The following is an 18,080-nucleotide window of genomic DNA, read 5'->3' as shown; positions in this document are numbered from 1 at the left end:
CCGGGGAGAAGGAGAGGCTCAGACTGTGTCAGCGCTGCTCGTGCCGCCCAGCCGCGTGCCCCAGGCACGGAACCGGGACTTCGCCCTGCGCACCATCACCCCGGGAACCTACCGCGCCTTCCTCGCGTCCCCCGAAGGCACCGCGCTCGGCGCCGGGTTCCTCCAGTGCCCGTCCTGGGCCGACGTCAAGGAGGGCTGGCGCTCCCAACTCCTCGGCTGGGGGCCGGACCCCGAGGCGGGTCAACTCGCGGGCGTCGCCCTGGTGTTGCTACGGCAGTTCCCCGGCACCCGCAGATACTTCGCCTACCTCCCCGAAGGGCCCGTCGCCGACTGGAGCGACCCCGACCTCGACGGCTGGCTCGCCCCGCTGCTGGAACACCTGCGCCGCGCGGGCGCCTTCGCCGTACGCATCGGCCCCTCGCCCGCCTACCGGCGCTGGGACGCCGCCCACCTCAAGCCGCTCTCCGGCCCGGGCCGGCGCCTCGGCGACGTCCTCGCCAGCGAGGTCGACCCGCTCGGCACCGCCGTCGCCGAGCGGCTGCGGGCCCGGGGCTGGCGCCGCTGCGGCGGGGACGGCACCGGCGAGGACGGGGACGCCCAGCCCCGGCACGTCTTCCATGTGCCGCTCGCCGGACGCACCGAGCGGGACCTGTGGTCCGGGCTCAACCAGGAGTGGCGGCGCAATGTCCGCCGGGCGCAGAAGGAGGGCGTGGAGGTGGTGGTGGGCAGCGCGGCCGAACTCCCCGAGTTCTACCGGCTGCTCGGCATCACCGAGCGCCGCGACGGCTTCCGGCTCGGCCGCTCGCTCGCCTACTACGAGCGGCAGTACGCGGCCCTCAACGCCGAGGAACCGGGCCGGATGAAGCTGTACCTCGCCCGGCACCGCGGGGAGATCCTCGCCGCCCACACGCTGATCACGGTGGGCCGCCGGGCCTGGTACCAGACCGGCGCCTCGGCCGACCACCGCCGCGAGGTCCGGCCCTCCAACGCCCTGCAGTGGCGGATGCTGCTGGACGCCCATGCCCTCGGCGCCGACGTCTACGACATGCGCGGGGTACCCTCCACTCTCGATCCAGGCGAACGTGCGTACGGACTGCTGCGGTGGAAGCTCGGCACCGGGGGACAGGTCGTCGAGACGTTGGGGGAATGGGAGAGGCCCTTGGGCGGCAGCGCCAACCACACGCTCTACCGCGCCTTCCAGGCGTACCTGAACCGTCGATGAGCCGGACGGCGACCAAGAGCGCGGAGACTCCCGCACGCGGCAGCGCCGTCATGGCCGCCGGGTCCCTCGTCTCCCGGGCCACCGGCTTCGCCCGCTCCGCCGTGGTCGCGGCGGCGGTCGGCACCATCGGGCCGGTCGCCGACGGCTACGCGGTCGGCAACGCCCTGCCCACCATCGTCTACATGCTGCTCCTCGGCGGCGCGCTCAACGCCGTCTTCGTGCCCGAGCTGGTCAGGGCCGCCAAGGAGCACGCCGACGGGGGAGCGGCGTACACCGACCGGCTCGTCACCGTCTGCGTCGCGGCCCTGCTGGCGATCACCGCGACCGCCGTGTGGCTCGCCCCGGCCATCGTCGACGCGTACACCGACTACACCGGCGAACAGGCGGCCATGACCACCGCGTTCGCCCGCTACTGCCTGCCCCAGATCTTCTTCCTCGGCCTGTTCACCCTGCTCGGGCAAGTGCTCAACGCCCGCGGCCGGTTCGGCGCGATGATGTGGGCGCCGGTGCTCAACAACCTCGTCGTCATGGCCGTGTTCGGCCTGTACCTGGCACTCTCCCTGGGCGGCGGGGACACGCTCACCGCGACCGAGACCGCCGTGCTCGGCTGGGGCACGACCGCCGGGATCGCCGCCCAGGCCCTCGTCCTCGTCCCCGCCCTGCGCGCGGCCCGCTTCCGCTGGCGGCCCCGCTTCGACTGGCGCGGCAGCGGACTGACCCGCCCCCTGCGCTCGGCCGGCTGGCTGGTGCTGCTGGTCCTCGCCAACCAGGCCGCCTACTGGGTCACCACCCGGCTGGCCACGACCGCGGGCCAGGACGGCGGCCCCGGATTCGGCGCCTACAACAACGCCTACGCCCTGTGGGTCGTCCCGCACGGCATCATCACCGTCTCCGTGGTGACCGCGCTGATGCCCCGGATGAGCGCGTCCGCCACCGACGGCGACACCGCCGCCGTACGCCGTGACGTCTCGCACGCCCTGCGCGTCAGCGCCTCGGCCGTCGTACCCGCCGCCTGCGCGCTGTTCGCCCTCGCCCAGCCGGTGATGGCCCTCGTCTTCGGACACGGCAGGACCAGCGCCGAAGACACGGCCGCCATGGCCGGGATCCTGATGGCCTTCGCGCCCGGGCTCGTCGCCTTGTCCGGCCAGTACGTCCTGTCCCGCGCCTTCTACGCGCTCTCCGACACCCGTACGCCGTTCCTGCTCAACCTGGTGATCGTCGCCCTCAACGCGGGACTGTCCCTGGCCGCCGCCCACCTGCTGCCGGCCCGCTGGGCCGTGACGGGCATGGCGGCGGCGTACTCGCTGGCGCTGTGCGCGGGCTGGGCGCTGACCGGCCGGGTGCTGAGCCGCCGGCTGGCGGTCGCCCGCCCGCTGCGCTCGTCCGCCGCCGGCGCGCACGCCCGGCTGCTGCTCGCCGCCGTCCCCGCCACCGCGCTCGGCCACTTCGCGGTCCGCGCGGCCGCACCCGCCGGTTCGCTCGCCGCCGCAACCGCCGGGGCCGCCGCCGTCGTGCTCACCTTCGCCCTGCTCGCCCGCCCGCTGCGCCTCGCCGAACTCCAGGCGCTGCTCTCCGGTCCGCGCCGCGGACGGGCCCGGACCTGACCACACCGAGGGAGAACTGCCGATGCCCCGCGTGCTCCTCATCGAGGACGACCCCTCCGTACGCGAAGGGGTCGAGCTCGGTCTGCGCCGCCGCGGCCACGAGGTACGGGCGGCGGCGACCGGCGAGGCCGGCCTCGCCGCGCTGGCCGAGTTCCGCCCCGACCTGCTGCTCCTGGACCTGATGCTGCCCGGCATGAACGGCGTCCAGGTCTGCCGCCAGGTCCGCGACCACAGCCAGCTGCCGATCATCATGCTCACCGCGCGCGGCGACGACTTCGACGTGGTCATCGGTCTGGAGGCGGGCGCCGACGACTACATCGTCAAACCCGCCCGCCCCGAGGTGATCGAGGCCCGGATCCGTGCCGTACTGCGCCGCCTCGACGACAGCGGGCCCGGCCGCCCGGCCATCGAGGTCTACGGCGAACTCACCATCGACCGGGTCGGGCTGACCGTCACCAAGGCGGGCCGGCCGCTCACGCTCGCCCCCTCGGAGCTCAAGCTCCTGCTGCACCTGTCCGCCGCACCCGAACAGGTCTTCAGCAGGCAGCAGTTGCTGGAGCACGTCTGGGAGCACAGCTACCACGCCGACGCCCGGCTGGTCGACGCCTGCGTCGCCCGGCTGCGCGGCAAGATCGAGGACGAGGCCGGCAGCCCCCGCTACGTCCAGACCCTGCGGGGCTTCGGCTACCGCTTCGGGCCCCTGTGACCACGGGCCGTCGGCCCCGCCGGGTCCGGGCGTTCGGGCTGCGGACGCGGCTGCTGCTCGCCTTCCTGCTGGTCGCCGCCGTCAGCGCCGGTACGACGGCCGCGCTGACCTACCGGGAGGCCCGCAACGCGGTGCTCCAGACCGCCCAGGACACGGCGGTCTCCTCGTTCCGCGACCAGGTCCAGCAGACCGGCTTCGGGCTGCCCCTGCGCGGCGGCGAGGACCTGGAGGCGGTCCTGCGGGACATCGCCCGCAAGGGTAAACCGCACCCGTGGGTGGTGTTCGCCGAGTACGGCTCGCTGCGCGCCTCCTCGGGCGAGAACCCCGTCTCCACCGTCATCACCCCCGAACTGCGGCGCGCCGCGCGGGCCGACCCGCACGGCAGCTTCGAGCGGGTCGTCAAGGACGGCGTCCCCTACCTGACCATCGCCATGCCCATGGTCTTCAGGACCAGCCCGGACAGCGAGGTGCCCAGCGGACTCGTCCTGTACGCCGTCATGCGGATGACCGACGAGCAGGTCAACGTCGACGCCCTCCTCGTGGCCGCCCGGGACGGCGCCCTGCCCGGCCTCGCCATCGCGCTGATCCCCGGCCTGATCGCCGCCCGCAGTGTGCTGCGCCCGGTACGGGAACTGAGCCAGGCGGCCCAGAACATGGGCAGCGGCAGACTCGACACCCGCATCCCGGTGCGCGGCAGCGACGAACTGGCGGACCTGGCCCGCACCTTCAACGTGTCCGCGGGCCAACTGGAGGACTCCGTGCGCGAACTGCGCGAGGCCGAGGCCCGCGCCCGCCGCTTCGCCTCCGACGTCTCGCACGAACTGCGCACCCCGCTCGCCGGAATGCTCGCCGTCACCGAGGTCCTCGACGAGGACGCCGACCGGCTGGACGCCGACACCGCCCGGGCGGTCCGGCTGGTCAGCGCGGAGACCGGGAAGCTCGCCGTGCTCGTCGAGGACCTGATGGAGATCTCCCGCTTCGACGCGCGCGCGGCCGAGCTGAACGCCGACGAGGTCGATGTCGCCGAGGCCATCCGCAAGACCCTCCAGAACCGGCACTGGACCGACGACCGGGTCCGGACCGAACTCCCCGAGGGCATCCGCGCCCGGCTCGACCCGCGCCGCTTCGACCTGGTGATCGCCAACCTCGTGGGCAACGCCCTGCGGCACGGCAGCGCGCCCGTCACGGTACGGCTGCGCACCGAGGCGTCCTCCGCGGGCACGCCCGTGCTGATCACCGAGGTCGCGGACAGCGGACCCGGCATCCGGCCCGAGGCGCTGCCGCACATCTTCGACCGGTTCTACAAGGCCGACGCGGCCCGTACCCGCTCGGCGGGCAGCGGCCTGGGCCTGGCGATCACCCTGGAGAACGTGAAGCTGCACGGCGGAACCGTCCGCGCGGGGAACCTGCCCGGGGGCGGCGCCGTCTTCACCGTGGAAATACCGCTGCACGGGGAGAGAACACCCACGGGGGAGACACCGCTTCGAGCGGGGAAGACACCCCTTCACGCGGAGGAGGCCGGGGCATGAGGCGTGGGTGGACGCGCCGACGTACGGTGGCGGCCCTCGCCCTCGCCGTCACGGCGGCCGTACCGCTGCTCGGCGGCTGCGGCATCCAGGACACCGACGTCGTCGAGGCGGGCGGTCCCGCGAGCTTCCAGGCCTTCCTCAACCGCGACTACGACATGCTGCTCTTCTTCCGGTCCCCGGACGGGAGAGTGGTCCCGGTGATCCGGTCGACCGGCCCCTCGACCGTCATCACGGAGGGCGACGAGGCGGTGGTCGCCGACGAGCCGACCGGACCCGTGCCGACCGAGAAGGTCATCTCCGCGCTGCTGACCGGTCCGCGGGAGGAGGACCGGGCGGTCGGTCTGAGCACCGACCTGCCCGTCGCCGGTACCCACCCGACCGTGGAGGTCGACCGCGCCCCGAGCGGCAAGGTCGTCGCGCGCCTCCCCCTGGCCGTGAAGGACCTGAGCGACACCGCCCGCCGCCAGCTGATCTGCACCATCGCCTACGGCGAGGACGCCGACGGCCGGCTGGTGGTGGAACTGACGGGACAGGACGGGGCGACGAGTTCCGGCACCTGCGGACTCGCGCGCCACGTCCGGGGCACCGGCTGATCAGGAGCACTTGGTGGTGACGCCGCCGGTCTCGTCGCCCTTCAGGTAGATGCCGCTGACGTAGCCGACCCCGCCCGCGTTCAGCGGCAGCCGGACCCACTTGTCGTTGGTGATGCCCTCCGCGGTCACGCTCTGCCCGACCACCCAGCAGTGCGCCGGGTACGACTCACCCGGGTACACCTTGCTCTTGGCCTCGCACGAAGTCGACGCACAGGCACGGACGTTGGCCTCCGCCCACGCCGTCACCGTCGTCGAACCACCCCCACCACCACCGTCCGGCATGAAGGTGACGTCGACCCAGTCGTTGTCGGTCATGCCGAGGCCGTCCCAGAAGGTGCCGTCCGCGACGTCGATGCCGGCCGGGTTGGCGGCCCGTCGGCCGAACTCGTCGAGCCCGCCGTTGTAGCCGTTGAGGTACGCCGCCTGCGCCTCGGGCGTGCCCTGCGGCAGATCCCGCCACATCTCGCGCTGCGACGGCGGGTTCCAGTAGTCGTCGCGGGTGTTCCACGGGCCGACGTCCCACACGGGCGCGGTCTCGCACCGGCCCTTGTAGCAGAGGCGCACCTGGTACTCGCGGCCGCCGTTGGTCGCCAGCATCCGGCGCGAGGGCAGGGCCACGAAGTGGTCGCGGGGCTGGATGACATGGCCGTTGGCGGTGGTCTGCCCGACGAGGCCCTCCCGGGTGGCGTACAGCCGGTAGGTGGGCCCGGACGCGGCCGCCGACATGCCGTTCTGCGGGGTCTGCTGCGGCTTGGGCTGCACGGCGGCGGCGGTGACGGTGACCGCGCGGACGGTCGGGGACGCCCCGCCGGGGACGCCGAGAAGGGTGAGCCGGACCTGGAGCAGGGAGACCGCCTGCGGCAGCCGGACCGCTCCCGCCCCTTCCACGGTCCGCCACTGCGTCCAGGTGTCCGGGTGGTTGCTGCCCCGGATCTCGGTCAGCACCTCGGTCCCGGCGGGGACGTCCGCCTCCGTCTTCACGGTGAACGCGGTGAGCTGGCGGCCGAGGCCGCGGCCGGGCGAGGTGTAGACGGCGTGGGAGGCGCCGGGCACCGACGGGGTGCGGTGCCCGTTGTCCTCGACGGTGAGTCCGTCCGCACGACGGCTCACGTTCCCCTGGTCGGCCCCCGGCCCGGCCAGGTCGATACGCCAGCTCTTCTGGTCCTGCGCGGCTGCGGACGGTGCCGACAAGCCCGTCAGGACGAACAGCAGACACAGGATCTGCGTTGCCCACAGCGGCTTGTGCCACTGGGCACGCACGGATGCGACACGCACGGGTTCCCCCTCGGTGGATGCGGACGGCGGCCGGAAGCGGACGACGGTCCAGGACTACCGCCCGGCGCGGGCACCGTCTCTCCGCAAACTTCCGGATGCCGCGAGGGAGATGGGCGCCGCTAGCGTCCGTGGCCCACGGCTCGTCGGAAGCCGCTGTCCCCTGGGAGGAACCCCATGCGTCTTGGTCTGCGCGGCACGAACCTGCGGGCGGGGCTGCTGGCCGCGGCGGCCCTGCTGATGCCCCTCGCGGTGGCCGCCCCCGGCCACGCGGCGACGAGCGGCACCACCGCCTTCGCCGGCTCCTGCCCCGCCGCCGGCGTCGTCACCCAGGGCTACAGCGGCTCCCACGACGGGGTCGACATCGCCAATGGTCTCGGCACCCCGATCCACGCGGTCGGCGCGGGCGAGGTCATCGCCTCCGGACCGGCCCAGGGCTACGGCCAGTGGATCCGCATCCTGCACCCCGACGGCACCGTGACCGAGTACGGCCACATGTACCAGCGGGACGTGTCCGTCGGGCAGCAGGTGTCGGCCGGTCAGCGCATCGCCCTGATGGGCTCCGAGGGCGACTCCACCGGCGTCCACCTGCATCTGCGGGTGCGCGTCGGGACCTCCACCTCGGTCCGCGGCATCGACCCGGTCCCGTATCTGCGCGACCGCGGAGTCGGCCTGCCGTGCACGCCCGGCGGTGGTGGTGGGGGTGGTTCGACGACGGTGACGGCGTGGGCGGAGGCCAACGTCCGTTCCTGTGCGTCGACTTCGTGCGAGGCCAAGAGCAAGGTGTACCCGGGTGAGTCGTACCCGGCGCACTGCTGGGTGGTCGGGCAGAGCGTGACCGCGGAGGGCATCACCAACGACAAGTGGGTCCGGCTGCCGCTGAACGCGGGCGGGGTCGGCTACGTCAGCGGCATCTACCTGAAGGGCGACGAGACCGGCGGGGTCACCACCAAGTGCTCCTGAGGCTCACCCGGCGCAGGCCGGGACGGACGGATGGCTCCTGGTCCGTACGTCGGGCAGCCAGGCCGTGGTGCGCACGGTCTCCGGGCCCTTCTCGGCCTTGGGCAGCCGCACCCGGTACCAGCGGGACGAGCGGACGCCCGCCTCGTCGGTGATGGGGACGCCGCGCTCCAGAGCGCACTCGACGCCCAGGGCCTCGCCGTGCCACACCCGCGTCCGCACAACGTTGTCAAGGACGTACGGCAGGGTGGGGTCGATGGCGAGGCCGAGGCTGCACTCGGGGTGCCGGTCGGTGCGGGCGCGGCACTTGTCGTCGGCGTTGTACACGGTCAGCCGCGCCTGGTGCGCCGTACGCCCGGAGTCGCGGTTGTCGGAGGGGCCCCACTGCCACCAGGCGGCGCCGCCCGCGCCGAGCAGGGCCAGGGCGGCGCCCGCGGCGAGCGCGGCGGTCCGCTTGGCGGTGCGCGGACGGCCGGCGGGGCGGCCGTCGCCGGGCCCGGCGGCCCGGACGCGGTCCAGCAGGCTCTCGGCCGGGTGCGCGGCCCGGTCGGTGTGGGCGGGCAGCAGACAGTCGGCGGCCAGGGCGCGCCAGAACTCCGGTACGACGACGTGCAGTCGGAGCGGCGCCCTGCCCTCGGCGTACTCCTGGACCGCCGAGGCCCGGGAGGTGAAGGTGGCCCCGGGAAAGGGCGAGGCACCACCGGTGAACATCTGGTGGATCATCACGCCGAGGGCCCAGACGTCGGCCGTGGGTCGCACCTGCACCCCGCGTTCGTCGAGCGGGGCCCGCCAGCGCTCGGGCGGCAGGTAGTCGGGCGAGCCGAGGGGCGGGATGTAGCCGTGGGTGCCTCGCGTGCCCTCCAGTTCGGCGGTGAGGCCGAAGTCGGACAGCCGTACCGAACCGTCCGCCATGATCAGCACGTTGTCCGGCTTCAGGTCGCCGTGCACCCAGCCGAGCCGGTGCAGATGGGCCAGGCCCTCGCAGATCTCGGTGAGCAGCCGGTCCGCCTCCGGCAGCGGTTCGCCGTCCGCCGCGTCCAGCAGATCCTGGAGGCTGCTCTCCGCCCGCTCCATGACCAGCACGACGGCACCGTCGAGTCCGGGCACCGCGCAGTCGCCGAGCACCACGGAGTCCAGCAGCCGCATCAGCCGGGGGTGATGGGCCCGGCTGCCGAACTCGATCTCCCGCCGCGCGGTCTCCGCGATCCGCTCGGCCTGGCGGGGAGCGAGCCCCGAGGTGGGCAGGAACTTCAGCGCGACCCGCCGCTCCGGCTCGGGGTCCTCGGTGTCCCGGCCCTCGTAGACGCGTCCCCAACCCCCGTCGGCGATGGGCTCGGTGACCTCCCAGCGGCCGACGCGGAAGCCCCGGGGGATGCGGCCGGTTCTCCCGCCGTCGCCGGTCCCGCCCGTCCCGCCGGTCTCGCCCGTCTTCTCGTCGTACGTCTCTCCCGTTCCGCTCACCGGTGGCCCCCCGACGGTGCCGGTTCCGGGAGGGGGAGGTCCGGGGAGCGGGGCGGCAGCAGCGCCAGGTGCTCCTCGCGGACCAGGCCGAAGCGCAGCGCGACCCCGACCACGGCCTCACGCTTGCCGGTGCGCCGGGCGCCGCCCGTGTCGACGGCGTCCTGCGGTCCGCGCACCCGCAGCTTCTGCTCCGCCAGGTAGTCGATGTGGGAGGTGACCGCCCGCGCGGTCAGCCGGGACAGGGCAGGGTGGCTGCGGATGCGGTCCACGACCTGCGGGGTGGTCGGCACACTGACGGCCGACTCGTCGCGCAGCCGCGGTTCGCAGAGGGCCACCAGGACGAGGAAGTACGTGGCGGTCTCGTCCAGGGAGTACGCGTTGACGGTACGGGTGCCCCAGGCGCCGCCGGGATCGTCCGCGTCGAGGTAGACGTGGTCCGGGGCGAACACCTGGAAGCTGACCGTGGAGCCCCGGGTGGGCAGGACGACCCGGGCGAACTCGAAAGGGATCGGCGCCCCCGACCGGCGCGGCGGCACCCGCAGGTACTCCCCGGCGCCCTCCGGGTTCTCGACGAGATAGCTGTGGGTGGTGGAGTAGTTGGTGAGCTGCCAGTGGTCCTCCGTGACCCGGACCTCCCCGGCGAGCCGGGAGACGGCCGGGTCGGGCAGCAGCAGTTCGACCGGATGCGCCTTCGTGCCCCGGCCGAAGCGCGCCGCCTCCCCCGGTCCCAGACGCAGGGTCGTCGCCGGTTCGGTGCGGTGGGCTGACGGCAGATGGATCAGTATGCCGCTCATGGGCAGATTTTCCTTCCCCGCTTTCGGCCTGGTCAGCGGCCGCGCCGCATCGTAGCCCCGGGGGGTATCCGGCGGGGCCCGGTCACGCGCCCGGTGGCCGGATTCCGCCGGAGGGCCTCAGCGGCCGCTGTCCAGTGCCTTCTACGAGGAACAGAGGGGCACGCCGGGCAGTTGGTTGCCGGGCGAGCTGAGGTAAATGTTGGTCATGTACCCGCCGTACTGGGGAAGGTAGGCCCACCACGCGTTCGTGTATGGCGGAATGCTGACCTCCTGGCCCGGCTTCTGGCAGCTCACCAGGACTTCGACGCCCGCCGGCAGGGTGGTCAGCGGTGCGGAGTCGACGGTGGTCGGCCGCGGACGCACGTTCACGCCCGAGCTCCAGGTGCCGAACCAGGTGCCCGCCGGGCGGACCGCGCCGGGCACGTCGAGGGAGCGGGTGAGCCGGCCCAGGTCCGTGTAGGCCTTCCCGTACGGGGTGCCGTCCGGGTGCAGGGTGAACACGGCGACGATCGTGCGGTCGCCGGTGCCGACCGTGCCGGTGGTGTGCAGCGCCTCGCGGGTGAGGTCGACCCCGGCGGCGGCGCGCGGCGCGGACTCCGGCGCGGATTCAGGCGCGGACCGCTGGGCCGACGCGGAGGGGACGGTCGTGGCGGGCTTCGGCGCGCACCCGCCGGAGTCGCCGAACCCGGACCAGCCCTGCTTGACCGCCCACGGCCGCTGGAAGGAGCCCGCGATGCCGAACTGCTGGTCGAACCCGTCGGTTCCGCAGCGCGTCGACTGCCGCAGGTTGCCCATGACGTAGTCGCGCACCGGCGCGGAGGCGGTGTCCAGGACGTACCGGTAGATCCGCACGGTGTCGGCGGCCGACAGGGCCACGTAGCCCCAGTAGTCCTCGTAGCCGGCGGGCGGGTTGGCGGTGTCGGTCAGGCCGAGCCGCGACACCGTCCGGTCGATGATCGCCGTACGCCCGCCGGCCTTCCAGTAGTGACTGGCCGCGTTGTCGTCGCTGCTGCGGAGCATCGAGTCGAGCCGGGCGCGGTCGGCGGCGGGCAGGGTGCGGGGGTCGCGGTCGCGCAGGTGGTCGAGGGCGATGAGCAGCTTCACGACCGAGGCCGAGCGGAACTGCAGGTTCTCGTTGAGCCGTTCGGTGAACGTGCCGGTCGTGCGGTCGAAGACGGCGACTCCGGCGGTGACACCCGCGGGGACCTCGGCCTGCGCGGAGGCGGCGGTCTCCGGTGCCGGGGCGGCGGTGGCTTGTGGCGTCCCGGTCAGGAACGGCACGGTCGCGGCGAGCGCGAGGACGGCGGCGACGGCACCGAGTCGGCGCGGGCGGGCGGCGGGACTGGTCAAGTGGGTTCCCCTTTCGGCTCCGGGTCCTGGGCCGCGTACGGCCGCAGGTGGCGTGGGGACGCTACGGCGCCGACCGGGCGCGCGACATCCGGAAGTTGACGGGGTGTCGTGGCCGGTCGGTGCCGCCCGGACGGGGTCCGCAGGCCTCTACCCCACCGTCCCGCGAGGCGTCATTCCGCGAACTTCCGGATGACGCGCCGGGCCGCGCTCCGGATACGTTCCGCAGCGTTCGACCGCACTCGACGACACGGGATGGAGTTCCGATGAGCGGGAAGGCACTGCTCTGGACGCTCGCCGTGACGGGCCTGCTGCTCGTCACCGCCTGCTCCGCCGCCGACCGGCCGGCCGACGACACCGGCGGCCCGCTGCGCACCGAACTGACCGACGGGGAACGCAGGCTCCTCGGCGTGGCGGAGGAGCGGCTGACCGCCGGCTGCATGCGCGACAAGGGCTTCCAGTACCGGCTCGACCCGGGCGGCCCGCGCACCCAGGCACCCGAACGCAGCTTCGGCCTGGACGACGTCGCCTGGGCCCGCCGCCACGGGTACGGCCTGGCCGAGGCGGCACGGGCAGAGGACGGAGCCGGCGGCAAGGCCACGGCCGAGAAGGGCCCTCAGGCCCGTTACCTCGCCTCCCTCCCGCCCGAGCGCCAGGCCGCGTTCGACCGGGCCCTGAACGGAACCGACCGTGCCGCCATCGTCGTACCGGCGCCCGGCCGCGGTCGGATCTTCACCAGCGCCGACGGCTGCCTGGCCGACGCCCGCCGGGAGCTCTACGGCGATCTGCGCCGGTGGACCGAGGCCAAGGCGGCCGTGGTGAACCTGGAGTACGTCACCTACGACGACGTGATCGCCGAGGAGCCGTACACCGAGGCACTGGACGACTGGCGCGCCTGCATGCGGGAGCGGGGCCTCGACTACCCGAGCTCCTCGGAGGCCATCGGCGCCGTGGCGAAGGAGAACCGGGACCGCCCAGCGGAGAAGGCCTGGAAGCGGGAGGTGACCGTCGCCGTCGCCGACGCCGAGTGCAACCGCGCCGCGGGCCTCGCCAGGACCGGCGCGAGCCTGCAACGGCGGCACGTGCGGTACGCGGCCCAGCACCAGTTCGCCCGCCAGACGCGCTACTACACCGAGGCCGTCACGACGGCGCTGGACCGGGCCCGCACGGTCACCGGCCCCGCCTGATCCGGCACGAACCACCCAGCCTTCGCGCCCGGCCGCCCTCGGCGGCCCGGGCGCGGGCCCCGGCGCGCATACCGCCGCCCGGGGAGAACCCACCACAAGGAGAACACCCATGCGTACGAGCAAGCGCGCCCTGCTGGGCCTGGCCCTCGCCTCCGCCCTCATCCCGATCGCCGCCACCACCGCCCAGGCCGGCGGCACGACCCCCACCTACAGCACGCAGAACCCCGGCAACTGCCCGTCCGGGTTCCTGTGCGTCTACAAGGGGATCAACTACCAGCTGGAGGACGTCGGCATCGCCAAGTTCCAGTACGACAACCCCATCTGGTCGGACACCGAGAACCGCTTCATCGCCCACGAGGACTCGTCCTGGTTCAACAACGGCACCGGCAGCTCGTGGAGCTCCGTGGTGGTCTACGCGGACAACGGCTACGGCGGCAACTCCTTCTGCCTGGACAAGGGCTGGGGCAACACCTGGGACGAGGTCGCCAACGACGAGGGCGAGGCCAACCGCTGGATCCAGGGCACCTGCTGACTCCCGCCTCGGTGCCGTGACGGCCGAGAGCCCCCCGGGTCTTCGATCCGGGGGCCTCTTTGATGTCTCACAACAGCATCGCCATCGCGATCAGCCCGATCACCACCAGCAACACCAGCACCATGATCAGGGCGAGGGGCATGGCACCCCATCCCTTGCGCAGCTCGGGCGGCTCGGGATGCGAGATGCCGTACGTGCCTCCTTCGGAGGGCGGTGTCTCGCCCGGGGGTACCTCACCACCCGGTTCGAGCCCCGGGGTCCTCCTCGGTTCGGGGTCAGGAGTCGTCATCGCGCACGCTCCTCTCATGTTCGGGCACCGGGTTCCCCTCGGCTCCGGGATGAAAAGCGCCTCAGAGATCGTGCCGCTTCAGCGGTCGTACGGCGGGCCCCTGGAGGATCTCCCCGTCCGGGGCGAACCGGGAGCCGTGGCACGGGCACTCCCAGGCCTGTTCCGCGCGGTTGAAGGCCACCAGACAGCCGAGATGGGTGCAGCGGGCCGAGACCGCCCGGAGCTGGCCGTTCTCGTCCTTGTGCACGGCCAGGTGCGCCGCTCCCACCCGCACCACGGCTCCGTCGCCCGGCGGGATGTCCTCCGGCGCGGGCCCGCTCAGCGGGGGGATCCGGTCGCCGACGAAGTGCCGGGCCACCTGGGCCTGGTGCTTGAGGAACGTCCCGCCCTCGCGCACCACGGAGGCCAGCCGGCGGGGATCGTAGAGGTCGCTCCACTCCACCGTGCGTCCGGTCACGAGGTCGCCGAGCAGCCGGCCCGCCATGATGCCGCCGCTCAGGCCCCAGCCGCCGAACCCGGTCGCCACGTAGGTGTGGCGGCTGCCGGGGTGGAAGGGGCCGACGAGGGGGACGGAGTCGGTGGAGTCGTTGTCCTGGGTGGCCCATCGGTGGGTGAGGGAGACCCCGGGGAAGCGCTCCTCGGCCCAGGCGGTCAGCCGGGCGAACCGTTCGTCGACGTCGGCGGAGCCCGGGGTGAAGTGCTCCCCGGTGACGATCAGCAGCCGCTTGCCGTCACCGAGGGGCGCCGAGCGGACGGAGCGTGTGCCCTGCTCCGGCGTGATGTACATGTCGCGGGGGGCCCGCTCCTCGTCGAGGGTGCCCGCCACGACCAGTTCCCGGCGCGGCGACAGCCGGGTGAAGAGCAGGGCCCGGTCGAAGACGGGGTAGTGGGTGGCGATCACGACATCGCGGGCGCGCACCGAGACCCCGGCGTCCGTGGACAGCACGCAGGGCTTGCCCTCGGTGAGTCCCACGACCCGGGTGCCCTCGTGGACCGAGCCTCCCCGGCGTCGCAGATCGTCCGCGAGGGCCAGCAGGTACTTCCGCGGATGGAACTGAGCCTGCCCGCCGACCCGGACGGCCCCGGCCACGGGGAAGGGCAGCCCCGTCTCCTTGACGAACTCGGCGGGCAGCCCCGCCTCCCGCGCCGCCTCCGCCTCCGCCCGCAGCTCCTCGACGCCTTGCGCGTCCTCGGCGTAGGTGAAGGCCGCCGCCTCCTCCCACTCGCAGTCGATGCCCAGCTCCTCCACGACCCCGGCGGCATGCCGGATCGCCTCGCTCTGGGAGCGCGCGTACAGCCGGGCGCCCTCGGCACCCCGGGTGCGGCGCAGCCGGTCGTAGATCAGCGTGTGCAGCGCGGTGAGCTTGGCGGTCGTGTGCCCCGTGACCCCGGCGGCGATCCGCCCCGCCTCCAGCACGGCGACGTCGCGTCCCCGGCGCGCCAGCTCCCAGGCCGTACTGAGCCCGGCGATGCCCCCGCCGACGACGGCCACGTCGACGGTGAGATCACCGGCGGGCGGGGGAGCGGGCTCCCCGGCGGGCGCGGTCTCCAGCCAGTAGGACCCCTGAAACTGCGCGTCGGTATTTCTCATGGCCAACGAGTTCCCCTCGGGCGATCTTTTACGTTCGCCCTTCCGGGTACCCGGCGCATCGCAGAGGAACGGCGACGAGCCGACAAGGAGGCACTGATGAGCACGGTCAAGGAAATGGTCGAGGTCGAGGTCCCGGTGCGCATGGCGTACGACCAGTGGACGCAGTTCGAGGAGTTCCCGAACTTCATGGAGGGCGTCGACGAGGTCCGGCAGCTCGACGACCGGCACAACCACTGGACCACCAGCATCGGCGGGGTGCACCGCGAGTTCGACACGGAGATCGTCGACCAGATGCCGGACGACCGGATCACCTGGCGGACGGTGGGCGGCGACACCCAGCAGCGTGGCTCGGTCCGCTTCGAGCGCATGGACGACACCCACACCCGGGTGGAGCTGACGATGGACGTCGAGCCGAGCGGAATGGCGGAGAAGGGCGCGGACGCCCTCGGCATGATCGACCGCCGGGTCAAGGGCGACCTGCGCCGCTTCAAGGACTACATCGAGGGCGGCGGCAGCCACACGGGCGGCTGGCGCGGCCGCATCCGCCCGGAGGACCCGGGCATGACACGCTGACGCGCCCGAGCGGGACACCGCCACGCGGCACCGAAGGCAGGACCCGGCGCCGCGACCCCGGTCGGCCCCGATCCCTCAACGGGGCCGGCCGGGTCGGGTCCGCGCGCTCAGCGGGTTCGGTCGAAGAGGTCGTACAGCGGTGCCGGTGACACCGCCCGGTCGCCGCACAGGGGCCTGCGCCAGAACACACCGGGCGGCCGGGTGCGCCCGCTCCCCCCTCAACACCGCAGAAGGCGGGCCGTCGGCGGGACTCGGTGGTCCACGCGATCCTCGCGGAGGAGTGGAAACCCCGGCCGACCTAGGCCGAGTCGGGGTCCATGTCCTCCCTGTCCTGGCTGTCCTCGCTGACCTCCTTGTCCGCGCCCTGCCCCGGCCGCGGATGGCGCAGACAGGAGACCACGACCACGAAGGGCCACAGGGACTGCAGGGACGTCACGAGCCGCTCGGCGACACCGGCGGCGCCCTGACGCTGTATCTCGAACATGAACCAGGCCGCTCCGACGCCCATCACGGCGGTCGCCGTGCGGGAGGGCACGGGCCGCAGCCCCCACGGCGCCGCCGCGCTGCGATGGGCGGCCAGTACCGGCCAGACCGCGAGGAGCACGAAGCCGACCGCGGCGACCGAGCCGTGGCGCAGCGAACCCCCGCTGCTCGGCGCCGGAAGCAGAACCACCGCGAACGCCGCCACTCCACCACCGGCCAGCGCCACCCGTCCGGCGGGGGCCGCCGGCCGAAGACCCCAGGCGGTCAGCAAGTGGCAGATCCCGAGGGCGAGCAGTGCTGCGGTCATCACCCAGAATCCCGCCGACCCGTAGGCCGCCAGGACGCTGATCGTCTGTCTAGCAGGGTCGTAGGCGGGCCCTTCGAGGTGTGCCGCGATCGTCCAGCCCCCGATCAACAGGACCGGCGCACACACCGACGAGCACAGGGCCCACCTGGGCACACGTCGCACCGCATCACCGTAAGCCGACCCGCACCCCACGCGGCGCCGCCGCGCCTGGCGGCCCCGCTCAGGCGGCGGCGCTCACCCGCTGCCGCTCCGCCTCGGCGAGGCGGGCCGAGCGGGTCCGGGTGCCGAAGACGGCGAGGACGATCGCGCCGAACAGCCAGGTGCCGGCGATGAAGTAGAAGACGCTCCGGTAGCCGTGGCCGTTGTAGAGGGCCGCGACGATCAGCGGGCCCGCCGCGTTGGACAGCCGGCCGAGGCCGTAGGAGATGCTCGTGCCCAGGGAGCGGCTGCGGGTGTCGAAGAGCTCGGGGGAGTAGGCGTAGGCGAGGGCCGTGTAGCCGCGCTCGAAGAGGTTCACCAGGAAGCCGAACACGATGATGAGGGCGGGGTTGAAGGTGAGCCCGTACAGCAGGCCGCACGCCGCGATCACCGAGCCGAAGACGACCAGGCACCACTTGCGCTCGAAGCGGTCGGTGACCAGGGACGCCAGATAGCAGCCGAGCGGTGCGCCGACCGTGGTCAGAGCGACGTAGAAGACGGACTTCTCGACGCTGAAGCCCTCCTTGGCCAGCAGGGTCGGGGCCCAGCTGGAGTAGCCGAAGAAGCCGATGGTCTGCGTCATCCACAGCACCGACAGCAGCAGGGTCGGGAACAGGTACTTCTTCTGCAGGAGCAGGCGGAGCGGGGCCTTGGTCGACGGTGTTTCCGTGACCGGAGGGGCGGCCTCGGGCAGGGGGCCGTGTTCCGCGGCGACGCCCGCCTCGATCTCCTTCAGCACCGCGTCCGCCCGCTCGTGCTCGCCCCTGCTCTCCAGCCAGCGCGGCGATTCCTTGAGGTGCCGGGCGAACAGGACGAGCAGGATGCCCAGGGAGCCCCAGAGGTAGACCAGCCGCCACGACCAGTCGCTCAGCGGCACGACCGCGCTGGCGATGAGGTTGGTGACGGGCGTGCCGCAGATGCCGATGACGATGGCGTACGCCTGGTACTTGCCGCGGACCGCCGACGGGTACATCTCGTTGATGTAGACGACGCCCACGACGGTCATCGCCGACAGCCCGGCCGAGGTCAGGACGCGGAACACGCCCAGCGAGACCAGGTCCCAGGAGAAGGTCGCCGCGAACGAGAAGAAGCCGAAGAACAGCGTCGTCCACAGCAGCGCCCGCTTGCGGCCCCACCGGTCGGCGATGGACCCGGCGACGATCGCGCCGACGAACATGCCGACGAACGACAGGGAGGTGACGTAGGCGATCTGGTCGACCGTCACCCCCCACAGCTTGATCAGTTTCGGGGCGGTGGTGGCGAAGCTGTTGATGTCCGCGAACTCGAAGAAGTAGGCGAAGGCGACGGCGAGCAGGGTGACTTTGTGGAACCGGGAGACCGGAAGCCGGTCCAGCCGGTTCAGGGCATTGGCATGCTGCATGAGCGGTCCTCGGGGAGGGGGGATTCGGAAGCGGCGAGTTGGCGGGGTCTA

Annotated in this window: 17 protein-coding genes; 9 read left to right on the top strand and 8 right to left on the bottom strand. The window is 73.1% G+C overall.

What is annotated here, in order from left to right; translation table 11 throughout:
* The first annotated feature begins 25 nt into the window (after positions 1-25).
* The 5 genes from AC068Z_RS10400 to AC068Z_RS10380 are packed head-to-tail and all read left to right on the top strand — an operon-like array spanning position 26 to position 5,654.
* On the top strand, positions 26-1,222 hold the full coding sequence (locus AC068Z_RS10400) for a lipid II:glycine glycyltransferase FemX (RefSeq protein ID WP_478554214.1): 1,197 nt from the start codon (positions 26-28) through the stop codon (positions 1,220-1,222).
* Complete coding sequence (gene murJ, locus AC068Z_RS10395) at positions 1,219-2,826, top strand: murein biosynthesis integral membrane protein MurJ (protein WP_478554213.1); 1,608 nt, start codon at positions 1,219-1,221, stop codon at positions 2,824-2,826. The genes AC068Z_RS10400 and murJ overlap by 4 nt, the downstream gene beginning before the upstream one ends.
* Positions 2,827-2,848: 22 nt before the next feature.
* Complete coding sequence (locus AC068Z_RS10390; RefSeq protein ID WP_478554212.1) at positions 2,849-3,532, top strand: response regulator; 684 nt, start codon at positions 2,849-2,851, stop codon at positions 3,530-3,532.
* Positions 3,529-5,061: an ATP-binding protein gene (locus tag AC068Z_RS10385; RefSeq protein ID WP_478554211.1), complete on the top strand. Its 1,533-nt coding sequence runs from the start codon at positions 3,529-3,531 to the stop codon at positions 5,059-5,061. The genes AC068Z_RS10390 and AC068Z_RS10385 overlap by 4 nt, the downstream gene beginning before the upstream one ends.
* The gene (locus tag AC068Z_RS10380) at positions 5,058-5,654 is read left to right on the top strand and encodes a hypothetical protein (protein WP_478554210.1); all 597 of its coding nucleotides are present in this window, start codon (positions 5,058-5,060) and stop codon (positions 5,652-5,654) included. The genes AC068Z_RS10385 and AC068Z_RS10380 overlap by 4 nt, the downstream gene beginning before the upstream one ends.
* Here the strand turns inward: AC068Z_RS10380 and AC068Z_RS10375 are convergent, their stop codons facing one another.
* Complete coding sequence (locus AC068Z_RS10375; protein WP_478554209.1) at positions 5,655-6,929, bottom strand: SH3 domain-containing protein; 1,275 nt, start codon at positions 6,927-6,929, stop codon at positions 5,655-5,657.
* Positions 6,930-7,103: 174 nt separating this feature from the next.
* Between AC068Z_RS10375 and AC068Z_RS10370 the strand changes: the two genes are divergently transcribed.
* Entirely contained in the window at positions 7,104-7,889 is a 786-nt protein-coding gene (locus tag AC068Z_RS10370; RefSeq protein ID WP_478554208.1) for a peptidoglycan DD-metalloendopeptidase family protein, read from the top strand.
* A gap of 3 nt (positions 7,890-7,892) precedes the next feature.
* Here AC068Z_RS10370 and AC068Z_RS10365 read toward each other — a convergent pair whose 3' ends face one another.
* The 3 genes from AC068Z_RS10365 to AC068Z_RS10355 all read right to left on the bottom strand — a co-directional run bounded on the left by AC068Z_RS10365 (position 7,893) and on the right by AC068Z_RS10355 (position 11,491).
* Positions 7,893-9,347, bottom strand: a complete 1,455-nt coding sequence (locus AC068Z_RS10365; RefSeq protein WP_478554207.1) for a serine/threonine-protein kinase — start codon at positions 9,345-9,347, stop codon at positions 7,893-7,895.
* Positions 9,344-10,141 (bottom strand): serine/threonine protein kinase, encoded by a 798-nt coding sequence (locus tag AC068Z_RS10360; RefSeq protein ID WP_478554206.1) that lies wholly within the window; start codon positions 10,139-10,141, stop codon positions 9,344-9,346. Before AC068Z_RS10360 ends, AC068Z_RS10365 begins: the two co-directional genes overlap by 4 nt.
* Positions 10,142-10,282: 141 nt before the next feature.
* A complete protein-coding gene (locus AC068Z_RS10355; RefSeq protein ID WP_478554205.1) occupies positions 10,283-11,491 on the bottom strand; it encodes a serine hydrolase in 1,209 nt (402 codons plus the stop codon).
* Positions 11,492-11,754: 263 nt separating this feature from the next.
* Here AC068Z_RS10355 and AC068Z_RS10350 point away from each other — a divergent pair, with 263 nt between their 5' ends.
* The gene (locus tag AC068Z_RS10350) at positions 11,755-12,675 is read left to right on the top strand and encodes a hypothetical protein (RefSeq protein WP_478554204.1); all 921 of its coding nucleotides are present in this window, start codon (positions 11,755-11,757) and stop codon (positions 12,673-12,675) included.
* Positions 12,676-12,784: 109 nt separating this feature from the next.
* Complete coding sequence (locus tag AC068Z_RS10345) at positions 12,785-13,207, top strand: peptidase inhibitor family I36 protein (protein ID WP_478554203.1); 423 nt, start codon at positions 12,785-12,787, stop codon at positions 13,205-13,207.
* Positions 13,208-13,274: 67 nt separating this feature from the next.
* Here AC068Z_RS10345 and AC068Z_RS10340 read toward each other — a convergent pair whose 3' ends face one another.
* Both AC068Z_RS10340 and AC068Z_RS10335 read right to left on the bottom strand, forming a co-directional pair.
* Complete coding sequence (locus tag AC068Z_RS10340; protein WP_478554202.1) at positions 13,275-13,496, bottom strand: DUF6480 family protein; 222 nt, start codon at positions 13,494-13,496, stop codon at positions 13,275-13,277.
* Between the two features lie 61 nt (positions 13,497-13,557).
* A complete protein-coding gene (locus tag AC068Z_RS10335) occupies positions 13,558-15,087 on the bottom strand; it encodes an FAD-dependent oxidoreductase (RefSeq protein WP_478554201.1) in 1,530 nt (509 codons plus the stop codon).
* Between the two features lie 96 nt (positions 15,088-15,183).
* On the opposite strand from AC068Z_RS10335, the gene AC068Z_RS10330 reads away from it, so the two are divergent.
* Positions 15,184-15,660 (top strand): SRPBCC family protein, encoded by a 477-nt coding sequence (locus tag AC068Z_RS10330; RefSeq protein ID WP_478554200.1) that lies wholly within the window; start codon positions 15,184-15,186, stop codon positions 15,658-15,660.
* A gap of 298 nt (positions 15,661-15,958) precedes the next feature.
* Here the strand turns inward: AC068Z_RS10330 and AC068Z_RS10325 are convergent, their stop codons facing one another.
* Positions 15,959-16,612, bottom strand: coding sequence for a DUF998 domain-containing protein (locus AC068Z_RS10325; RefSeq protein WP_478554199.1), 654 nt, complete (start codon positions 16,610-16,612; stop codon positions 15,959-15,961).
* Positions 16,613-16,670: 58 nt separating this feature from the next.
* Positions 16,671-18,029, bottom strand: a complete 1,359-nt coding sequence (locus AC068Z_RS10320) for an MFS transporter (protein WP_478554198.1) — start codon at positions 18,027-18,029, stop codon at positions 16,671-16,673.
* Between the last annotated feature and the right edge of the window lie 51 nt (positions 18,030-18,080).

This window comes from Streptomyces sp. NPDC043726, from assembly GCF_056436565.1.
This window is presented reverse-complemented; position numbering and strand designations above follow the sequence as displayed.

Bases quoted from the DNA above. Each gene is read 5' to 3' on its own strand.
- murJ (WP_478554213.1), top strand. From the start codon at position 1,219: ATGAGCCGGACGGCGACCAAGAGCGCGGAGACTCCCGCACGCGGCAGC.
- AC068Z_RS10390 (WP_478554212.1), top strand. From the start codon at position 2,849: ATGCCCCGCGTGCTCCTCATCGAGGACGACCCCTCCGTACGCGAAGGG.
- AC068Z_RS10380 (WP_478554210.1), top strand. From the start codon at position 5,058: ATGAGGCGTGGGTGGACGCGCCGACGTACGGTGGCGGCCCTCGCCCTC.
- AC068Z_RS10370 (WP_478554208.1), top strand. From the start codon at position 7,104: ATGCGTCTTGGTCTGCGCGGCACGAACCTGCGGGCGGGGCTGCTGGCC.
- AC068Z_RS10360 (WP_478554206.1), bottom strand. From the start codon at position 10,141: ATGAGCGGCATACTGATCCATCTGCCGTCAGCCCACCGCACCGAACCG.
- AC068Z_RS10350 (WP_478554204.1), top strand. From the start codon at position 11,755: ATGAGCGGGAAGGCACTGCTCTGGACGCTCGCCGTGACGGGCCTGCTG.
- AC068Z_RS10345 (WP_478554203.1), top strand. From the start codon at position 12,785: ATGCGTACGAGCAAGCGCGCCCTGCTGGGCCTGGCCCTCGCCTCCGCC.
- AC068Z_RS10340 (WP_478554202.1), bottom strand. From the start codon at position 13,496: ATGACGACTCCTGACCCCGAACCGAGGAGGACCCCGGGGCTCGAACCG.
- AC068Z_RS10335 (WP_478554201.1), bottom strand. From the start codon at position 15,087: ATGAGAAATACCGACGCGCAGTTTCAGGGGTCCTACTGGCTGGAGACC.
- AC068Z_RS10330 (WP_478554200.1), top strand. From the start codon at position 15,184: ATGAGCACGGTCAAGGAAATGGTCGAGGTCGAGGTCCCGGTGCGCATG.
- AC068Z_RS10320 (WP_478554198.1), bottom strand. From the start codon at position 18,029: ATGCAGCATGCCAATGCCCTGAACCGGCTGGACCGGCTTCCGGTCTCC.